We start from the raw sequence: 15,514 nt of genomic DNA, 5'->3' as shown, positions 1-15,514 counted from the left end.
CGCCTCATCCTGGGCCCATCCGGTAGCCCACGCCGCGGACGGTGCGCACGAAGCGCGGGTCGCCGGCATCGTCGCCCAGCTTGCGGCGCACGCGGCCCACGTGCACGTCGACGAGCCGTTCGTCGCCGACCCAGCCTGCGCCCCAGATCGATTCGATGAGCTGGGTACGCGAGAAGGCGACGTTGGGGCTGCGCGCGAGGGTCGCGAGCACGTCGAACTCGGTGGCCGTGAGCTCGACGAGCCTATCCCCCACCCGGACCTCGCGCCCGAGCGGATCGACGGTGAGCTCGCCGAACCGACGGGCGGCGGAGGCACCGTCGGGCAGGGTGCGCGGGCGGCGCAGCATCGCCCGCACCCGCGCCACCACCTCGCGCGGGCTGAAGGGCTTGACGAGGTAGTCGTCGGCGCCGACCGAGAGGCCGACGATCTTGTCGAGCTCGTCGCCGCGGGCGGTGAGCATGATGACGTAGGCGTCGCTGAACGACCGCACGGCGCGGCAGACCTCCAGCCCGTCGAGGCGCGGCAGGCCGATGTCGAGGAGGATCACGGCCGGGTCGAGCTCGCGTGCCAGGGCCAGCCCGCGCTCGCCGTCGGCGGCGGTGGTGACGTCGAAGCCGTCGCGGGTGAGGTACTCCTGGGTGAGCCTGGCGAGAGCGGGTTCGTCCTCGATCACGAGTACTTTGTGGGTGTTCATTCTTTATATAGTAATATGCGCATGTGCTGATTCCAGATCCTCCGGTGCCGGCACCGTCGATCCTGGGCATGCTCTCCTGGGATCCGCCCGCGCTCCCCGTCCTACCGCTGGCGGCGGCGGTCGGGGCCGCGCTGTACCTGCTGGGGGTGCGGACGGTGCGCCGGAAGGGCCGACGGTGGCCGGTCGCGCGCGCAGTGAGCTTCCTGCTCGGCTGCGTCGTGCTCGCGAGCGTGACCGGGCTGCGCATCGAGGCGTACTCGTGGCACCTGTTCAGTGCGTTCATGTTCCAGCAGCTCACGCTGTCGATCCTGGTGCCGCCGCTGCTCGTCGGCGGGGCGCCCGGCGTGCTGCTGCTGCGCGCGACGCCGCACCGCGGGCTCGGCCGGATCGTGCTCGGGGCCGCGCTCGGCTTGCTGCGCAGCCCCGCCCCGCGGATCCTGCTGCACTCGGGCTTCACCATCCCGCTGTTCCTGATGAGCTACTACGGCGTCTACCTCGGTGGCGTGGTCGACGCGATCGGCGGGACGTGGCTGGGGCACACCGCGCTGCAGGTCTTCTTCCTGGGCGCCGGCCTGCTGTTCATCATCCCGATCCTCTCCATCGGGCCGCTGCCCGGCCGCGACTCCTGGCTCATGCGCTTCTTCGACATCTTCATCGAGATGCCGCTGCACGTCTTCATCGGCGTGATCCTCATGATGGCGACGACGCCCATGGTCGGCCTCTTCGCCGCGCCGCCCGCCGCGTGGGGCATCGACCCGCTGCGCGACCAGTCCATCGCCGGCGCGCTCGCATGGTCCTACGGCGAACCCATCGCGATGATCACGACGTGCCTGTTCGCGCTGCGCTGGCGCCGGTCCGAGCGGCGCGACGCCGAACGGGCGGGGGCGGACCGTCGGGAAGAGGATGAACGCGAGGCGTACAACGCCTACCTGCGCGAACTGCGCCGCCAGTAGGCTTGGGCCATGCGCCGCGCCCGCCTCATCCTGCTCGCGGGCTGCGTCCTTTACTCCGCGTGGATCGTCGCGCCGCTGCTGGGATCACAGCTGAGCCCGCTGCACTCCTACGTCAGCGAGACCGGGTCCGTGGGACAGCCGAACGCCCAGTTCTTCCGCGCGACGGACCTGCTCGCCGGGACCGCCTTCGTCGTCGCGGCGGCGCTCGCCCACCGCGCCGCGCGGCCGATGCCGAAGCTCGCACTGGTCGCGCTCGTGGGCCTGTTCGTCCTGGGCGCCGCGACCATGTGCGACGCCCTCATGCCGCTCTCCTGCACCCCCACCGCCGACGCCGCCTGCGCCGCGCGCGAGGCCGCCGGCCAGGTGCCGCTGACCCACGTCGGGCACGCGGTCTCGTCGGGGCTCGCGGGCTTCGCCGGGGCGGTCGCCGTGCTCGGATGGGGGCTGTGGCGCCGGAGTTCCGGGTTCGACGGTGCGCGACTCCCCCTCGGCATGGGGATGGCGTACCTGCTGGCGACCGCCTGGACGCTGGCCGCGATGCTGGAACCCGCGCTCTACCTCGGGCTGGCCCAACGCTCGCAGGTGCTCACGCTCACGCTGTGGCTGGTGCTTCTCGCGACGTCGCCGCAGGCCCGGCGGCCTCACGCTCGGCCGCCTCGCGCTCAGCGGCCCGGAGGACAGCCTCGAGGAGGCCCGGATACGCAGCGCTCACCTCGTCGATCAGCAGCAGCTGCCGGGCCGTCGCGCCCAGATCGTCACGACGGGTGAGACCCGCTTCGCGCAGCACCTTGAAGTGGTGGCTGGCCGTCGCCTTGGTCACCCCGTCGTAGAGCTCCGCACAGACGAGCGGCCGCCGCTCGCGATGCAGGCGCCGCACCATCTCCAGGCGCACCGGATCAGCCAGCGCGCTGAGCACGGTGTGCAGCGGGACGGTGGCGGTCGCGTCGGTCATCATTCTCGTTCCCTGAGATAACGGTTTGATCTTTGTCGAACCGGGTGTACTCTCGCTAACGGTTCGACAATCGTCGAACCACCACCGTACACCCGGAGGCACGGATGAGCCTGACGCAGCAGGTCGCGGCACCGTCGACCCACGTCCACCCGCAGCGCTGGTCCTTCGCTCTCCTGCTCACGCTGCTCGCGCTGGCCCTCGGTGTCTCCGGACTCCCGTCGCCGCTGTACCCGCTCTACCAGCAGCAATGGCACATGTCCGCGCTGTCGACGACCATCGTCTTCGCGGTCTACGCGATCGGCGCGCTGGGCGCGGCGCTCACCGTCGGGCCGATCTCGGACGCCATCGGCCGTAAGCCGGTGCTGCTCGCAGCGGTCGGCACGATCCTCGTGGGCCTGCTGTTGTTCCTGTTCGCCGGCGCCGAGTGGCAGCTGATCCTCGCCCGGTTCCTGCACGGAGCGGCCATCGGCTCGATCACCGTGGTCGCCGGCGCAGCCCTCCTCGACGTCCGACCGACCGACGGCGCCCGCAACGGCATGCTGTCCGGCGTCGCCCTCAACGTGGGCATCGCAGCCACCGCGCTGGGCGCAGCCGCCGTCGCGCAGTACGCGCCGCACCCGCTGCGCACGCCGTTCGTGACGATGGGCGTCGTGGTACTCGCGATCCTGCTCGGCGTGATCGCGCTGATCGAGCCGCACGTCGGGCGCACCGGCGAGCGGGTCCGGCTCAGCCGCCCCGGCGTGCCCGGCGAGATCACCGCCGACTTCTGGTTCTCCGGCATCGGGATCATCACCGCGTGGTCGGTGCTCGGCGTCTTCCTCAGCCTGTACCCCGCGCTGGTGCAGCACGTGACCGGGCACGGCTCGGTGATCTTCACGGGCGGCCTCGTCGCGGTGATGGCCATCGCCTCCGCCATCTCGCAGTTCATCGGCGGGCGCTACCCGGCCCGACCGACCGCCATCGTCGGCGACATCGGCCTCGCCGCCTCGCTCCTCCTCGCCGTGGTGGCGGTGCGCTACGGCCAGACCTGGCTCATCGTGGTCGACACGATCCTGCTCGGCGCCACCTTCGGCCTCGCCTTCGGCGGCTCGCTGCGGCACCTCGGCTCCGTGGCGCCCGCGCACGCCCGCGGCCAGGTGATGAGCGCCTACTACCTGCTCGGCTACCTCGCGATGGGCGTGCCGACCGTGATCGCCGGCTACCTCGCCACGCAGTACAGCACCGCTACGATCTTCCCCTGGTTCGCCGCCGCCGTGGCCGCGGCCTGCCTCGGCGCCGCCGCGATCGGCCTGCGCGGTCGACGGTCCGCCGTCGTCGCCTAGGCGCGGGGCGCGCGCAACCGGCTGCGTCGACATCGTCGACGAGCGAGTCGCAAGCCAGCCGACGAGCCCGGCGCCCAGTGGGTCGAGGTGATGGCACCGGCCTTGCCGCTCTCGGATTCTGACCGTTTCGGACACGGAGTGACTGCCCATCTCCGACGGGGATGCGGCGTCCCAGAGGGAAATCGGCTCCGCGCGGGGGACGTCTGTACCCCCCACGGCTCGCCATGGGGGAGGGGGCTGCAGCGCCGCAGGATCAGCCTCCGGGCGTGGCCGAGGCCGGCGCGTCGGTCGACGGCACCGTCGACGGCGACGGTGCCGTGGACGTGGTCTCCGACGCATCGCCCTGTGCACCGGGCGGCAGAGCACCGCCGGCGACCCAGGTGGCCCACGGCACGGACCAGTCGCCGTTCTGCCACTGCTCCAGCGCGGGACCACCGGTGTTGCGGACCTCGACCACATCGCCGGGCTGCGACAGCCCGAAGAACCACTCCGCGTTCGCGGGGCTCAAATTGAGGCAGCCGTGCGATTCGTTACGGACGCCCTGCGCGCCGATGTTGTCGAGCGCGTGCAGATAGATGCCGTCGTTGCTGATCCGGGTGGCCCAGCCGATGGTCTGCTTGTAGCCCAGCCGCGAATTGATCGGCAGGCCGTAGGTCGACGAGTCCATGATCACGGGATTCGCCTTGTCCAGCACCGTGTACACGCCGCGCTGCGTCCAGAAATGGAAGGTCTTGCCGTTGATCACCTCGTTGCCGCCCTGCCCCATCGACGTGGGCATCGAGCGCACCATCTGGCCGTTCACGAAGACCTGCACCTGCTTGGTGTTGTCGTCGGCGATGGAGACGTGCGATTCGCCGATCGAGAACGCGATCGCGATGTCCTTCTCGCCCCACAGCCCGGGGCTGACCTCTTTGCCGAAGGCGTTGACCTCGATCGACACCTTCGTGCCCGACGGGTAGTAGTCCTTGGGACGCCACGCCACCGTCTTGTCGGTGGTCCACATCCATGCGCCCTCCAGGGGCGGAGTGGTGGTCACCTTGAGCAGCTTCTGCGCCATGGCCCGGTCCTTGATCGCTTCGTCGAAATGGACGACCGCGACCTGCCCGACGCCGTAGACGGCACCGTCGTTCAGCGACATGCCGCCCGTGTTCTCGAAGTACGGCAGCGTCTTGTTCGTCTCGTCGACAGTGACCGTCGAAAAGGTGGTGCGCTTCTCGCGCTGTTGCCCCAGCGTCTCGTACTTCGCGACCAGTGTGTATTGGCCGTTGTACTCGAGCGGCTTCGACGCTTTCCAGGTGAGCTGGTCCGTCGAGAGCGCGCCCTCCACGGCGACGCCCTTCGCGTCCGTCAGCGTGACCGAGCCGAGGACGGCCTTGGTGATCGACACCGTGACGGGCGTGATCGGGCTGATGGCCTGCGCACCGTCGACCGGGGCGACGGTGACCTCGGCCGGGTCGGGCGGCGGCGTGGACGGCCCCGCGCTCGTGCCGCCACCGGTCAGGTCGCCGATCGTGCAGCCGGCGGCCACCAGGGGCACCGCCGCGGCGGCGCCGACCAGGACCGCGCGCCGACCGACGCGCTCGTTGAACATGCTCACTCGTGTTCCCCTCGCTGATTACATGCGAGTCTAACGATGAGTCCCGACATCGCCCTCCGAGTAGCGCTCCCGATGCATCGCCTCGGCGAGCGGGCGACGCTCGCGCCACCCGAATCGCTCCAGGTCGGGCACCGTCTGCAGCACGGTCACGGGACCCACGCACAGCCACGCGACGATGTGGACGTGCTCGGGCACGTCGACCAGGGCGCGCAGGAAGGGCTCCCGGTAGAAGGACACCCAGCCGACGCCGATGCCCTCCGCGGTGGCCGCGAGCCACAGGTTCTGGATGGCCAGCGCGACCGAGAGCCGGCCGGTCTCGTCGATCGTGTGCCGGCCGAGGATGTGCGTCCCGCCGCGGGTGGGATCGTAGGTCACCACGACGCCGGTCCGCGACGACTCGATGCCCTCGATGACGATCGGGTTGAAGGTGTCCTTGCGGTCCCCCGGCAACGACCGGGCGAAGTCCTCGCGGCACTCGCCGACGTGCCCGGCGAAGCGCGCGAGCGTCTCCGGCTCCTGCACCACGACGAAGTCCCAGGGCTGCGTGTTCCCGACGCTGGGCGCGCTGTGCGCCGCGCCGAGGATCCGCACGAGTCGATCCTGGTCGATCAGCTCGCCGGAGAACTCGTTGCGCACGTCGCGCCGGCGCAGGATCGCCTCGAAGACGTCCATCAGGCCCCGTCGACCGTGGCGGCACCGTCGGCCAGCGCGGCGAGAGCCCCGAGGTTCTCGCCCGTGAGGCGTTGCGTGGTCCACTCCTCCATCGGCACCGCGCCGATGGAGCGGTAGAAACCGATCGCGGGCGCGTTCCAGTCGAGGACGGTCCACTCGAGGCGGGCGTAGCCGTTGTCCCGGCACTCCTGCGCCAGCGCGGCGAGCAGCTTCTTGCCGTGGCCGCCACCGCGCACCCCGGGCCGGACGTAGAGGTCCTCAAGCCAGATGCCGTGGGTGCCGGTCCAGGTGGAGAAGGTGCGGAAGTAGACGGCCATCCCCACGACGGCCTCGGCACCGTCGGACCCCGGCTCGGAGGCGATGCGGGCGAAGACGGCGGGCGCGGGCCCGAACAGCGCGGCGTGCAACTGCTCGGCCGTGGCGACGGCGGCCTCCGGCTCCTTCTCGTAGGCGGCCAGCTCGGCGATCATCGCGAGGATCTCCGGCACGTCGGCCGGCGTCGCGGGCCGGATCACGTGCCGCCCCCGGCCGCCGCGGCCTGTGCCGCGATCGCGGGCATCAGGCACTCGCGGACCACACGGCCCGCGGTGTACGGATCGTCGAAGCTGATCAGGCCGTCGGGTGCGAGCAGCACCGAGTGCCCGACGCGGGCGAAGATCTCCGCGATGGGCTTCGGATCGAACTCCGGCAGCTCACCGCTGGACTGGAAGCCCGCGATGATGTTCGCTGCGAACTCGCGGCCGATCTCGATGACCATGCCGCCGCCCTGCGCGATCATCGGCAGGCCGACGACGACGTTGCCGTCGCCGATGCCGCGGATCAGGGGCCGGCGGTGCGCCTCCCGCAAGAACGCCACGAAGCCCTCGGTGAGCGCCTCCTCGACCGTGCTCAGGCCCTGGACCTGCTGTTCCACGGTCTTGAGCAGCTGCTCAGCCTCGTACCGGATGGCCTGCTGGACGAGGTTGTCCTTGCGGTTGAACCGCCGGTAGACGGTGGCTACGCCGATGCCCGCGAGGTTCGCGACGTTCTCCATCGTGGTCCGCGAAATGCCGACGCTGCCGATGCTCGACACCGCTGCAGACAGGATGCTCTGCGCGGTCTGATCGTTTCTGCCGGGACTCACAACGTCCGATTCTATGCGCAGTGGGACCATGGAGGCATGAACGACGGTCCGAGCAAGCCCAACCCGATGCAGTACGTCCTGTACTCCTACGGCAGGAGCGTGCTTCCGCCGTCGATGCACGAGTGGGTCGCGAACGACCTCGCCGGGCCGCGCGCCGCGCTGCGGACCGTCGTCCGATTCGCGATCCCGTGTCTGCTGATCCTGATCCCGTTCTGGTTCATCGACACCTCCGTGCTGAATCGCGCGACGATGACGCTGCCGATCTTCATCCCGTTCGTGTACTTCTCCATCGCACTGAACAAGATCTACCGGCGCGGCCGGCTGCGACACCACGGCCTCGACCCCGAGCTCGTCGACGTGATCGCCCGTGAGAAGGAGGCAGACCTGCACGCCGCGTACATCGCCAAGCACGGCCCGCGCGACGAGTACCCGCACCACACCTGAGCCTCCCCGCGCGCCGATATGTGACGCACGTCCTACTATCGGTGACATGGCGCTCACCGAACTCGTCCAGAAGCTGGCCCTGAAGATCCCCACGCCGCTCGTCGCGGGCGGCGCGAAACTGCTCTTCGGGCTGCCCGTGCAGGTCAAGCGACTGCTCGGCACACCGCAGACCGTAGAGGGCAACGAACTGGACCTCGACTCCCAGATCACCCTGCTCATGCTCAAGGCGCAGGGCGTCGACGGGCTCGCCGGCGGTCGCGACGTCGCGCACTCGCGCGCGTCGATGCGCATGCTGAGCGCAGCCGTCGGCGCGGGCACGGCCCCGTCGGTCGGCGTGCGCGGGCTCATGGTCGACGGTGCCGCCGGACCTCTCCCAGCGCGCCTGTACACGCCCGCCGGGCTCGAGGCCGCGTCGCCACTCGTCGTGTTCTTCCATGGCGGCGGTTTCGTGCTGGGCGACCTCGACACCCACGACGCGCCGTGCCGGTACATCGCCGATCGGGCGCGGGTGCGGGTGCTGGCTGTCGATTACCGGCTGGCACCCGAGGCGATCTTCCCTGCGGCCGCCGACGACGCCGTCGCCGCCACCGCCTGGGCGATCGAGCACGCCGAACAGCTGGGCGCCGACCCCGCGCGGGTGGCGGTCTCGGGCGACAGCGCGGGCGGCAACCTCGCCGGAGTCGCGGCGCGCGAGCTGGCACTGGCCGGCGGCGCGCAACCCGCGTTCTCGCTGCTCTTCTACCCTGTGACCGGCGCGGACCCGGCGAACCGAAGCCGCGACACCTTCGGCCGCGGCTACTTCCTCACCGAGGCCGACATCGAGAACTTCCGGAAGCTGTACACGCCGGAGCCGGGCCAGGACACCGACCCGAAATTCGATCTGCGGCACGCCGACGGCCTCGCCGGCATCGGCCGCACGCACGTCGTGGTCGCCGGATTCGACCCGCTGCGTGACGAGGGCGCCGCGTACGCCCAGCGACTGCGGGACGCGGGCGTCGACGCCACGACCCAGCTCGCGCCGGGCGCGTTGCACGGCTTCCTCAACATGGTGGGCGTGAGCGCTGATGCGCGAGTCGACGTGGACGCCGCGCTCGACGTCCTGACGGAGGAGCTCGTTCGCAGTTAGCGACAACAACTGTTGGCAGTGCAATTGCGTGAGAACACGCATGTCACGAAAGGTGGCACCTGTACGCGTATACCCCGTATCGTGGGTTCTGCGGCCGCCATATGACGTCTCCCCCCACGTCGGTGGCTGCGTGATTGAGCCTTGATACCGGCTCCCCCTCCTCCCCCCATTCCGGGAGCCGGTATCAAGGCCTTTCGTGTTTTCGGCCTCGCTGGTCCGGGGTGGATACTGGAAGAGTGACGGATCTCGACCAGGCCCCCGCTCCGGCCGCCGCGCAGTCGGAGCAGGCGCGGCGCACCTTCCTCGACGTCGGCGGCATGACGTGCGCCGCGTGCGTCGGGCGGGTCGAGCGCAAGCTCAACAAGCTCGACGGGGTGCGCGCCGTGGTCAATCTGGCCACCCGGACGGCCACCGTCGAGCACGCGCCGACGGTCACCGTCGAGCAGCTGACCGGCACCGTCGAGGCCGCGGGGTACACCGCGGCGCCCAAGTCCCCGAACCCTCGGCGCGCGATCCTCGCCGAGGAGCGCGAACGGCGCGACGTGCTGCGCCGGCTCATCGTCTCCCTGGTGCTGTTCGTCCCGGCCGCGGACCTGTCGATCGTGCTCGCGACCATCCCGTCGACGCGCTTCCCCGGCTGGCAGTGGGTGCTGCTCGCACTGAGCCTGCCCGTCGTGACCTGGGGCGCCTGGCCGCTGCACAAGCGCGCCTTCCTGGGCGCGCGGCACGGCGCGGCGACGATGGACACGCTGGTCTCGGTCGGCATCATCTCGGCCACCGCATGGTCGGTGGTCACCGTGCTCACGCCGGGCCGCGAGCGCCCCGATCCGCACGGGTTCTGGAACGCGATCATCCAGTCCGACCCGATCTACCTCGAGGTCGCGATGGGCGTCACCGTCTTCGTGCTGGCGGGGCGGTACTTCGAGGCCTCGGCCCGTGCCAAGGCGGCGTCGGCATTGCGGGAGCTCGCGACGCGCGGTGCCCGCGAGGTGTCGGTGCTGGTCCGCGACGGTTCCGAGCTGCGGATCCCCGTCGGGGAGCTGCGCGAGGAGCAGCTCTTCGTGGTGCGGCCGGGCGAGACGATCGCGACGGACGGCATCGTCGAATCCGGGTCGGCGTTCGTCGACAACTCCGCGATGACCGGCGAGTCCCGGCCCGTGCCCGCGGGGCCGGGCGAGAAAGTCGTCGGCGGCACCGTCTGCCAGGACGGCCGCCTGACGGTGCGCGCGACCGCGGTCGGCGAGGACACGACCTTCGCCGCGATGCTCCGCCTCGTCGAGGACGCGCAGGCCACGAAAGCACGGATGCAGCGCCTCGCGGACCGCGTCTCCGCCGTCTTCGTACCCTGCGTCTTCGCCATCGCCGCGCTGACCTTCGTGGGCTGGCTGATCGGCAGCGGAATCGACAGCGCCGTGAAGTCCGCGATCGCCGTGCTCGTGATCGCCTGCCCGTGCGCGCTCGGCCTCGCGACGCCCGTCGCGTTCATGGTCGCGTCCGGCCGCGGCGCGCAGCTCGGCGTGTACGTCCGCGGGCACCAGGCGCTGGAGGCCACCGAGACCATCGACACCGTCGTCTTCGACAAGACCGGCACCGTCACCACCGGCGTGCTCTCGGTGGCCGCGGTGAGCGTCGCACCCGGGTTCACCGAGGACGCTGTCCTGCGGCTCGCCGGCGCCGTCGAGTCGGCCTCCGAGCACGCCGTCGCCCGCGCCGTCGTCGCGCGGGCCGGCTCCGACCTGCCCGCCGTCGAGGATTTCCGGGCGGTCCCGGGCCTCGGCGCCACCGGCACGGTCGACGGTGCCGCCGTCCGCGTCGGCTCGCCGCGGTTCGTCGAGCCGGGCGTCCTGTCCGCGGCGGTCGCGGCCGCGGCGGGGTCCGGTCGGACCGTCGCCGTCGTCGAGGTCGACGGTGCCGTCGCCGCCGTCCTCGAGGTGGCCGACACGATCAAGGCCGACGCGGCGGACGCCGTCGCTCGGCTGCACGAGGCCGGGATCCGGACCGTGCTCCTGACCGGCGACAACACCGCCGCCGCGGCGAAGGTCGCGGCGCTCGTCGGCATCGACGATGTGCGCGCCGATGTGCTGCCCGACGGGAAGGTCGCGGCGGTCCGCGAACTGCAGGAATCCGGGCTGCGGGTCGCGATGGTCGGCGACGGCGTGAACGACGGCCCCGCCCTCGCCGCGGCCGACCTGGGCCTGGCGATGGGCACCGGCACCGACGTGGCGCAGAGCGCCGCCGACGTCGTGCTCATGCGCGAGGAGCTGTCCGCGGTGCCCGACGCCCTAGGCCTCGCCCGCGCGACCCTGAAGACCATCAAGACGAACCTGGTGTGGGCCTTCGGCTACAACGTCGCCGCGATCCCCGTCGCGGTGGCCGGCCTGCTCAACCCACTGATCGGCGCTGCCGCGATGGCCTTCAGCTCGTTCTTCGTCGTGTGGAACAGTCTGCGCCTGCGGAGGTTCGGGGCGCGTTAGAAGCTTCCGGACGACCCACCGCCGCCCGAGAAGCCACCGGAGCTCGAACTCGACCCCGAGTCCGAACCGGATCCGCCCGACGAGAAGCTGCTCGACGAGCCGCCCCCGCCGAAGAATCCGCCGGCACTCGAACTCGAACTCGAACCGGTATCCCGAACGTGCCACTGCGGGTAGATCGTGTTCCACGTGCCGAGTGGCACTCCCGTTTGACGGCGGGCGTGCTCGTAGCGCCGGCGATTCGACCAGCTCGCATAGCCCGGCTCACCCTCCACGAGATCCGCTAGTCGCCGCCGCAGCTCCGGCGTGTCCGCTGAGGCGCTGCGTAGTCCCGACGCGACCATCCCGATCACCGCCACAGCCGCCAGAACGATCACGAAGACGACGAACACGCCGAAGCCCGGACCGCTCTGCTTCGGCGTCTCCGGCCAGGTCACGGAGGGATACGTGCGGTAGTTGCCCGGGAATCCGCCGAGACCGTTGCCGGGATAGACCGTGACCGTCGAGCCTCCGAGGCCGGGCGCCGTCGTCTCCTCGACCGTCGTCGTGGGCGCGGTCGTCTGCGCTACCCCGGACGCGACATCGGTGAGCGCGCGCAGACCGGCGATGACGCCGTTCGCGTAGTCGGCCGCGCGGAAGGGCGGCGTGATCGCGGTATCGATCACGTGGGTGATGTCGGTGTCGGGGATCCGCGCCATCGCCGTCGGTGTGGTGTAGACGCCGACTTTCCTGGTCTGCAGGTCCACGCCGATCACGATCGCCTCGCCGCGGTCCCGGCCAAGCACGGCACCCGCGGTGGTGGCGAACGCGCGGATGTCCTGGCCCCCGATGCCGTTCGCAGTGACGACCGTGCCGACCATGCCCGTCCGCACCTGGAAGTCGTCGAGCGCCGCCTGGACATCGACCGTTCGGCTACCGAACAGCCCTGCTCGATCGACGACGCCGGCGGGATCGGCCGAGGCCGGTCCGGCACCGACACACAGTGCGACGATCAAGGCGCACACCATGCCGAATATCCGATTCATGATCGAATGATAGTTGGCGATCGTGGCTTCGCAATACACGACTCCACAGATGGGTTGCGCGATCGGAACGGATCTGGCTCAGAGCAGCTCCGGCTCGGAGTCCTCGTCGCGGTTCCGCCATGCCCAGTGCAGCACCAGCCCGAGGGTGACCAAGGCGATCGCGGCCTCGTCCGTGGCCCAAGCGACCACGCCGCCGACGAATTGGTCGCGGTGCAGGTCCGTCATCCACGGGAAGTCGAGGTAGAGGTACAAGCGCGAGCCGACGAGCCCGTCCATCGTCATCACGATGAGCGCGAAGACCATGGTGATCGGCATCATCGCCAGCAGCATGCCGATGCGCCCGATGAAGGGCAGCTCCCCCGGCACCGGGTCGATCTGGAAGACGCGCCAGTAGAACAAGAACCCGGTGAAGAGCAGTGCGGCGTAGATCGCCAGGTGGCCCCAGTGATACCGGCCGATGCTGTCGAAGAGCGGTGTGAAGTACAGCCCGTAGAGCACCGCTGCGAACAACCCCAGCTGCACGACGGGCCGCATCAGGATGGCGAAGGAGCGCGACTCGAGCACCGTCGAGAGCCAGCGCGCGGGCGCCCCGGTCAGGGTGTCGCGCATCAGCGTGATCGGCGCGCCGAGCAGGAGGAAGACCGGCACGATCGACGTCATCAGCATGTGCACCACCATGTGCACGCTGAACATCGCGTTGGAATAGGTTCGCAGACCCGAGCTGGTCAGCGTGAGCAGGAAGCCGCAGCCCACAATGAAGAAGACGGTCCGGTACCAGGGCCAGTTCGAGGTCCGACGCACCAGCACCAGGTAGCCGACGGCGAGGGCGATCGCGAAGGGAGCGAGGTTCAGGTCGGGGCGCCAGTTCCCCAGGAAGGCCATCGCGCTGGGCGGGTCGGGCAGGTTGTAGCCCAGGAAGTTCTCGCCCACCGTCGGCCGGCTGCGCAGGAAGGGCGGGGGCGTCAGTTCGGACGCGGCGATCGCGGTGCCGAACGCGACTGTCAGGAGTGCCGCGGCGACGGGCAGGGCGCGCAGCCAGTGCGCGGCACCCGCTGCGAGCAGCAGCGCGCCGGTGGCGAGGAGCAGCAGGCCGTACCAGGTGACCCACAGGTCGGAGCCCGGGGCCATGACCAGGGCGATCACAAGCCCGTTGAGCAGCGCGACCCCGGCGAACAGCGGGCCGATCCAGCGCCGCTCCGGCCGGGCCGGCAGACGCACCGCGGACCACAGCCCGCCGAGCCACAGCGCCGCGACCACGCCGAGGGTGGTGAGCGCCGCGGTGGTGTAGTCGTGGTTCCAGTTCTGCGCCTCGTTCGCGGTGACGATCGTGGCGAGCAGGCCGACGACGGCGGGCAGCAGCATCCACAGGTGCGCCATCCAGGTCATCGCCGTGCGCAACGCGGCGTACACGATGACGGCGCACACGAGGGAGACGATCCAGCCCTTCGCGGTGTCCGATGCGGAGATCAGGATGCCGAGGCCGCCGACGCGGTAGGTGTCGACGAGGTTCTGCGCGGCGCTCTCCGCGGCCGCCAGGAAGACCATCGGGAGCGAGACGACGGCCCAGACGGCGGCGTACCGTCGGGCCTGCAGCTGCGTGAGGTACCCGCGCAGCCCCAGCTCACCGGTGTCGAGGGCCTTGGTCCGGAAGACGGCGTAGGCCACCGCGCCGAAGGTCAGGGCGGCGGCGACGGTGCCGATCACGCGGCCGACGGCCGCCCCGAAGGCGGTGAGCGCGCCCGGGTAGGCGTTGCCGTTGACGAGGTAGCGCAGCTCGCCCTCGCTGGCGACCAGCCAGATCACGACCGCGACGGCGGCGAGGGAGCCAGCGACGAGCGCCGCGATGCCACCCGCGCGCGGTGCGCCCGGGGATCCTTCGGTCATCGCAGCGGCGTCGGTCTCCAGCGCCACCGTCGTCAAGTTACTTCGCGTCCTTGATCTTCTTCACGGACTTGTCGAAGAAGCCGTTGAACTCGCCGCGGTCCGGGTCGCCGCCGAGCTTGGTGCCCTGCACAGCGACGGTGTAGCCGCGCAGCGAGGCCACGCCGACGAGGACCTTCTGGTGGATCGGGAAGGAGTCGGCGCCCTTCGTGCGGGTGCCGTCGAGCGCGATCTCGAAGGTGGCCTTCTGCTTGTCCGAGGAGACCTCCTTGGTGATGGCGCGCACTGTGATGGTGCCGCCCCGCGGATCATTGGTCTCGATGGTCACGTCCGAACACAACTTGAGCAGGCCGACCTTGACGGTGTCGATATCGACGTCCTTCGCGACCAGCGTCTCGCTCAGGCTCTTGCGGTCCTGGTCGTGCACACCGGCGACGGTGTCGCCATCGCCCTGGCCGCCCTTGGCGGCGGCGAGGATGTTCTTGCACTCCGCCGGGGTGACCTTCGCGGAGCTCGCGAGGGTCAGCGGATCGGCTCCGAGCTCGTTGGCCAGCCGCTGCTGCGGCGACGGCACGACGATGTAGCCGCTCGGGAAGTCGCTGGAGTTCAGCAGCAGCTCCGACGACGGCGCAGTGGGCTTGGTAGTGGTGTCGGGGTCGGCGACGGCGACACCACCGGTCAGGCCGGCGACCAGTGCGGTCGCGGCGGTGAGAGTGGCGGCGCGACGTAGGCCCGCTCGCTTGAGGTCAGTCTTCGCGTTCATCGAATCCTCTATCGGTTCTCGTCGGCCCGGCGTTACCGCGCTACGCGGCCGCGCAGCGCCATCCAGCCGAGGGCGGCCGCGGCCACCACGATCTCCGCCGCAGCGAAGACGATCATCAGGGTCATCCAGGGCTGCATCGAGCTCATCGAATGACCCATCGCGCCCATGTCCATACCGGGCATCGAATGGTCCATACCGGCCATGCCGGAGTCCATCGCCGACATGAGCACCGGATGCAGCGCGATCATGATGGCGCCCATCGCGGCGGTCCGCAGCCACGCGCTCACCGTCGGGTTGCGGAACAGGCAGACCGAGCAGTGCGCGCAGCCGATCAGCATCGCAGCGACGATGAGCGAGACCACCCAGCTGTTATCGCCGAGCATCGGCAGGTGCACCAGCGACGTGGCGAGCGCGACGGCCGCGCCGACCCACCCCCAGATCCGGATGGTGCGCGACGTGTTCGTGGTCTCCGCGTGCATGTGCGTCACGCG

At 70.5% G+C, this 15,514-nt stretch carries 15 protein-coding genes and 1 pseudogene; 6 read left to right on the top strand and 10 right to left on the bottom strand.

Annotated elements, in window-relative coordinates; all coding sequences use genetic code 11:
- Positions 1-4: 4 nt before the first annotated feature.
- Positions 5-694, bottom strand: coding sequence for a response regulator transcription factor (locus HNP44_RS05840; RefSeq protein ID WP_259142152.1), 690 nt, complete (start codon positions 692-694; stop codon positions 5-7).
- Positions 695-762: 68 nt separating this feature from the next.
- Between HNP44_RS05840 and HNP44_RS05835 the strand changes: the two genes are divergently transcribed.
- Entirely contained in the window at positions 763-1,647 is an 885-nt protein-coding gene (locus HNP44_RS05835; protein WP_259142256.1) for a cytochrome c oxidase assembly protein, read from the top strand.
- A 9-nt stretch (positions 1,648-1,656) separates the two neighbouring features.
- Complete coding sequence (locus HNP44_RS05830; RefSeq protein WP_310437657.1) at positions 1,657-2,415, top strand: DUF998 domain-containing protein; 759 nt, start codon at positions 1,657-1,659, stop codon at positions 2,413-2,415.
- Positions 2,416-2,467: 52 nt separating this feature from the next.
- On the opposite strand, the pseudogene HNP44_RS20895 reads toward HNP44_RS05830, so the two are convergent.
- Positions 2,468-2,527 (bottom strand): annotated as a pseudogene (locus tag HNP44_RS20895) (ArsR family transcriptional regulator); the annotation flags it as partial.
- A gap of 176 nt (positions 2,528-2,703) precedes the next feature.
- On the opposite strand from HNP44_RS20895, the gene HNP44_RS05820 reads away from it, so the two are divergent.
- On the top strand, positions 2,704-3,921 hold the full coding sequence (locus tag HNP44_RS05820; protein WP_259142153.1) for an MFS transporter: 1,218 nt from the start codon (positions 2,704-2,706) through the stop codon (positions 3,919-3,921).
- Between the two features lie 253 nt (positions 3,922-4,174).
- On the opposite strand, the gene HNP44_RS05815 is transcribed toward HNP44_RS05820, so the two are convergent.
- Genes HNP44_RS05815 through HNP44_RS05800 form a run of 4 tightly spaced genes read right to left on the bottom strand, consistent with a single transcriptional unit; the run spans position 4,175 to position 7,313 of the window.
- Positions 4,175-5,512: a L,D-transpeptidase gene (locus tag HNP44_RS05815; RefSeq protein ID WP_259142258.1), complete on the bottom strand. Its 1,338-nt coding sequence runs from the start codon at positions 5,510-5,512 to the stop codon at positions 4,175-4,177.
- 36 nt (positions 5,513-5,548) lie between these two features.
- Positions 5,549-6,190, bottom strand: a complete 642-nt coding sequence (bluB, locus tag HNP44_RS05810) for a 5,6-dimethylbenzimidazole synthase (RefSeq protein WP_259142154.1) — start codon at positions 6,188-6,190, stop codon at positions 5,549-5,551.
- A complete protein-coding gene (locus HNP44_RS05805) occupies positions 6,190-6,705 on the bottom strand; it encodes a GNAT family N-acetyltransferase (protein WP_259142155.1) in 516 nt (171 codons plus the stop codon). The genes bluB and HNP44_RS05805 overlap by 1 nt, the downstream gene beginning before the upstream one ends.
- On the bottom strand, positions 6,702-7,313 hold the full coding sequence (locus HNP44_RS05800) for a TetR/AcrR family transcriptional regulator (protein ID WP_259142156.1): 612 nt from the start codon (positions 7,311-7,313) through the stop codon (positions 6,702-6,704). Before HNP44_RS05800 ends, HNP44_RS05805 begins: the two co-directional genes overlap by 4 nt.
- Positions 7,314-7,349: 36 nt before the next feature.
- Here HNP44_RS05800 and HNP44_RS05795 point away from each other — a divergent pair, with 36 nt between their 5' ends.
- From HNP44_RS05795 to HNP44_RS05785, 3 genes are all read left to right on the top strand, one after another.
- Positions 7,350-7,757: a DUF5313 domain-containing protein gene (locus HNP44_RS05795; RefSeq protein WP_259142157.1), complete on the top strand. Its 408-nt coding sequence runs from the start codon at positions 7,350-7,352 to the stop codon at positions 7,755-7,757.
- Between the two features lie 46 nt (positions 7,758-7,803).
- Complete coding sequence (locus HNP44_RS05790) at positions 7,804-8,883, top strand: alpha/beta hydrolase (protein ID WP_259142158.1); 1,080 nt, start codon at positions 7,804-7,806, stop codon at positions 8,881-8,883.
- Positions 8,884-9,119: 236 nt separating this feature from the next.
- Complete coding sequence (locus HNP44_RS05785) at positions 9,120-11,357, top strand: heavy metal translocating P-type ATPase (RefSeq protein ID WP_259142159.1); 2,238 nt, start codon at positions 9,120-9,122, stop codon at positions 11,355-11,357.
- Here the strand turns inward: HNP44_RS05785 and HNP44_RS05780 are convergent.
- The 4 genes from HNP44_RS05780 to HNP44_RS05765 form a co-directional block, all read right to left on the bottom strand.
- On the bottom strand, positions 11,354-12,379 hold the full coding sequence (locus HNP44_RS05780; protein ID WP_259142160.1) for a TPM domain-containing protein: 1,026 nt from the start codon (positions 12,377-12,379) through the stop codon (positions 11,354-11,356). The genes HNP44_RS05785 and HNP44_RS05780 overlap by 4 nt on opposite strands.
- Before the next feature lie 78 nt (positions 12,380-12,457).
- On the bottom strand, positions 12,458-14,290 hold the full coding sequence (locus HNP44_RS05775; RefSeq protein WP_259142161.1) for a cytochrome c oxidase assembly protein: 1,833 nt from the start codon (positions 14,288-14,290) through the stop codon (positions 12,458-12,460).
- 10 nt (positions 14,291-14,300) lie between these two features.
- The gene (locus HNP44_RS05770; protein WP_259142162.1) at positions 14,301-15,023 is read right to left on the bottom strand and encodes a hypothetical protein; all 723 of its coding nucleotides are present in this window, start codon (positions 15,021-15,023) and stop codon (positions 14,301-14,303) included.
- Between the two features lie 32 nt (positions 15,024-15,055).
- Positions 15,056-15,511 carry a hypothetical protein gene (locus HNP44_RS05765; RefSeq protein WP_259142163.1) on the bottom strand — a complete coding sequence of 152 codons (456 nt, stop codon included), beginning with the start codon at positions 15,509-15,511 and terminating at the stop codon, positions 15,056-15,058.
- Positions 15,512-15,514: the final 3 nt, after the last annotated feature.

It is taken from the genome of Tsukamurella ocularis (assembly GCF_024807615.1).
GTDB classification, from domain to species: domain Bacteria; phylum Actinomycetota; class Actinomycetes; order Mycobacteriales; family Mycobacteriaceae; genus Tsukamurella; species Tsukamurella ocularis.
This window is presented reverse-complemented; position numbering and strand designations above follow the sequence as displayed.

Coding starts and splice junctions, on each gene's coding strand:
- HNP44_RS05840 (WP_259142152.1), bottom strand. CDS start 694: ATGAACACCCACAAAGTACTCGTGATCGAGGACGAACCCGCTCTCGCC.
- HNP44_RS05815 (WP_259142258.1), bottom strand. CDS start 5,512: ATGTTCAACGAGCGCGTCGGTCGGCGCGCGGTCCTGGTCGGCGCCGCC.
- HNP44_RS05790 (WP_259142158.1), top strand. CDS start 7,804: ATGGCGCTCACCGAACTCGTCCAGAAGCTGGCCCTGAAGATCCCCACG.
- HNP44_RS05770 (WP_259142162.1), bottom strand. CDS start 15,023: ATGAACGCGAAGACTGACCTCAAGCGAGCGGGCCTACGTCGCGCCGCC.
- HNP44_RS05820 (WP_259142153.1), top strand. CDS start 2,704: ATGAGCCTGACGCAGCAGGTCGCGGCACCGTCGACCCACGTCCACCCG.
- HNP44_RS05795 (WP_259142157.1), top strand. CDS start 7,350: ATGAACGACGGTCCGAGCAAGCCCAACCCGATGCAGTACGTCCTGTAC.
- HNP44_RS05830 (WP_310437657.1), top strand. CDS start 1,657: ATGCGCCGCGCCCGCCTCATCCTGCTCGCGGGCTGCGTCCTTTACTCC.
- bluB (WP_259142154.1), bottom strand. CDS start 6,190: ATGGACGTCTTCGAGGCGATCCTGCGCCGGCGCGACGTGCGCAACGAG.
- HNP44_RS05780 (WP_259142160.1), bottom strand. CDS start 12,379: ATGAATCGGATATTCGGCATGGTGTGCGCCTTGATCGTCGCACTGTGT.
- HNP44_RS05835 (WP_259142256.1), top strand. CDS start 763: ATGCTCTCCTGGGATCCGCCCGCGCTCCCCGTCCTACCGCTGGCGGCG.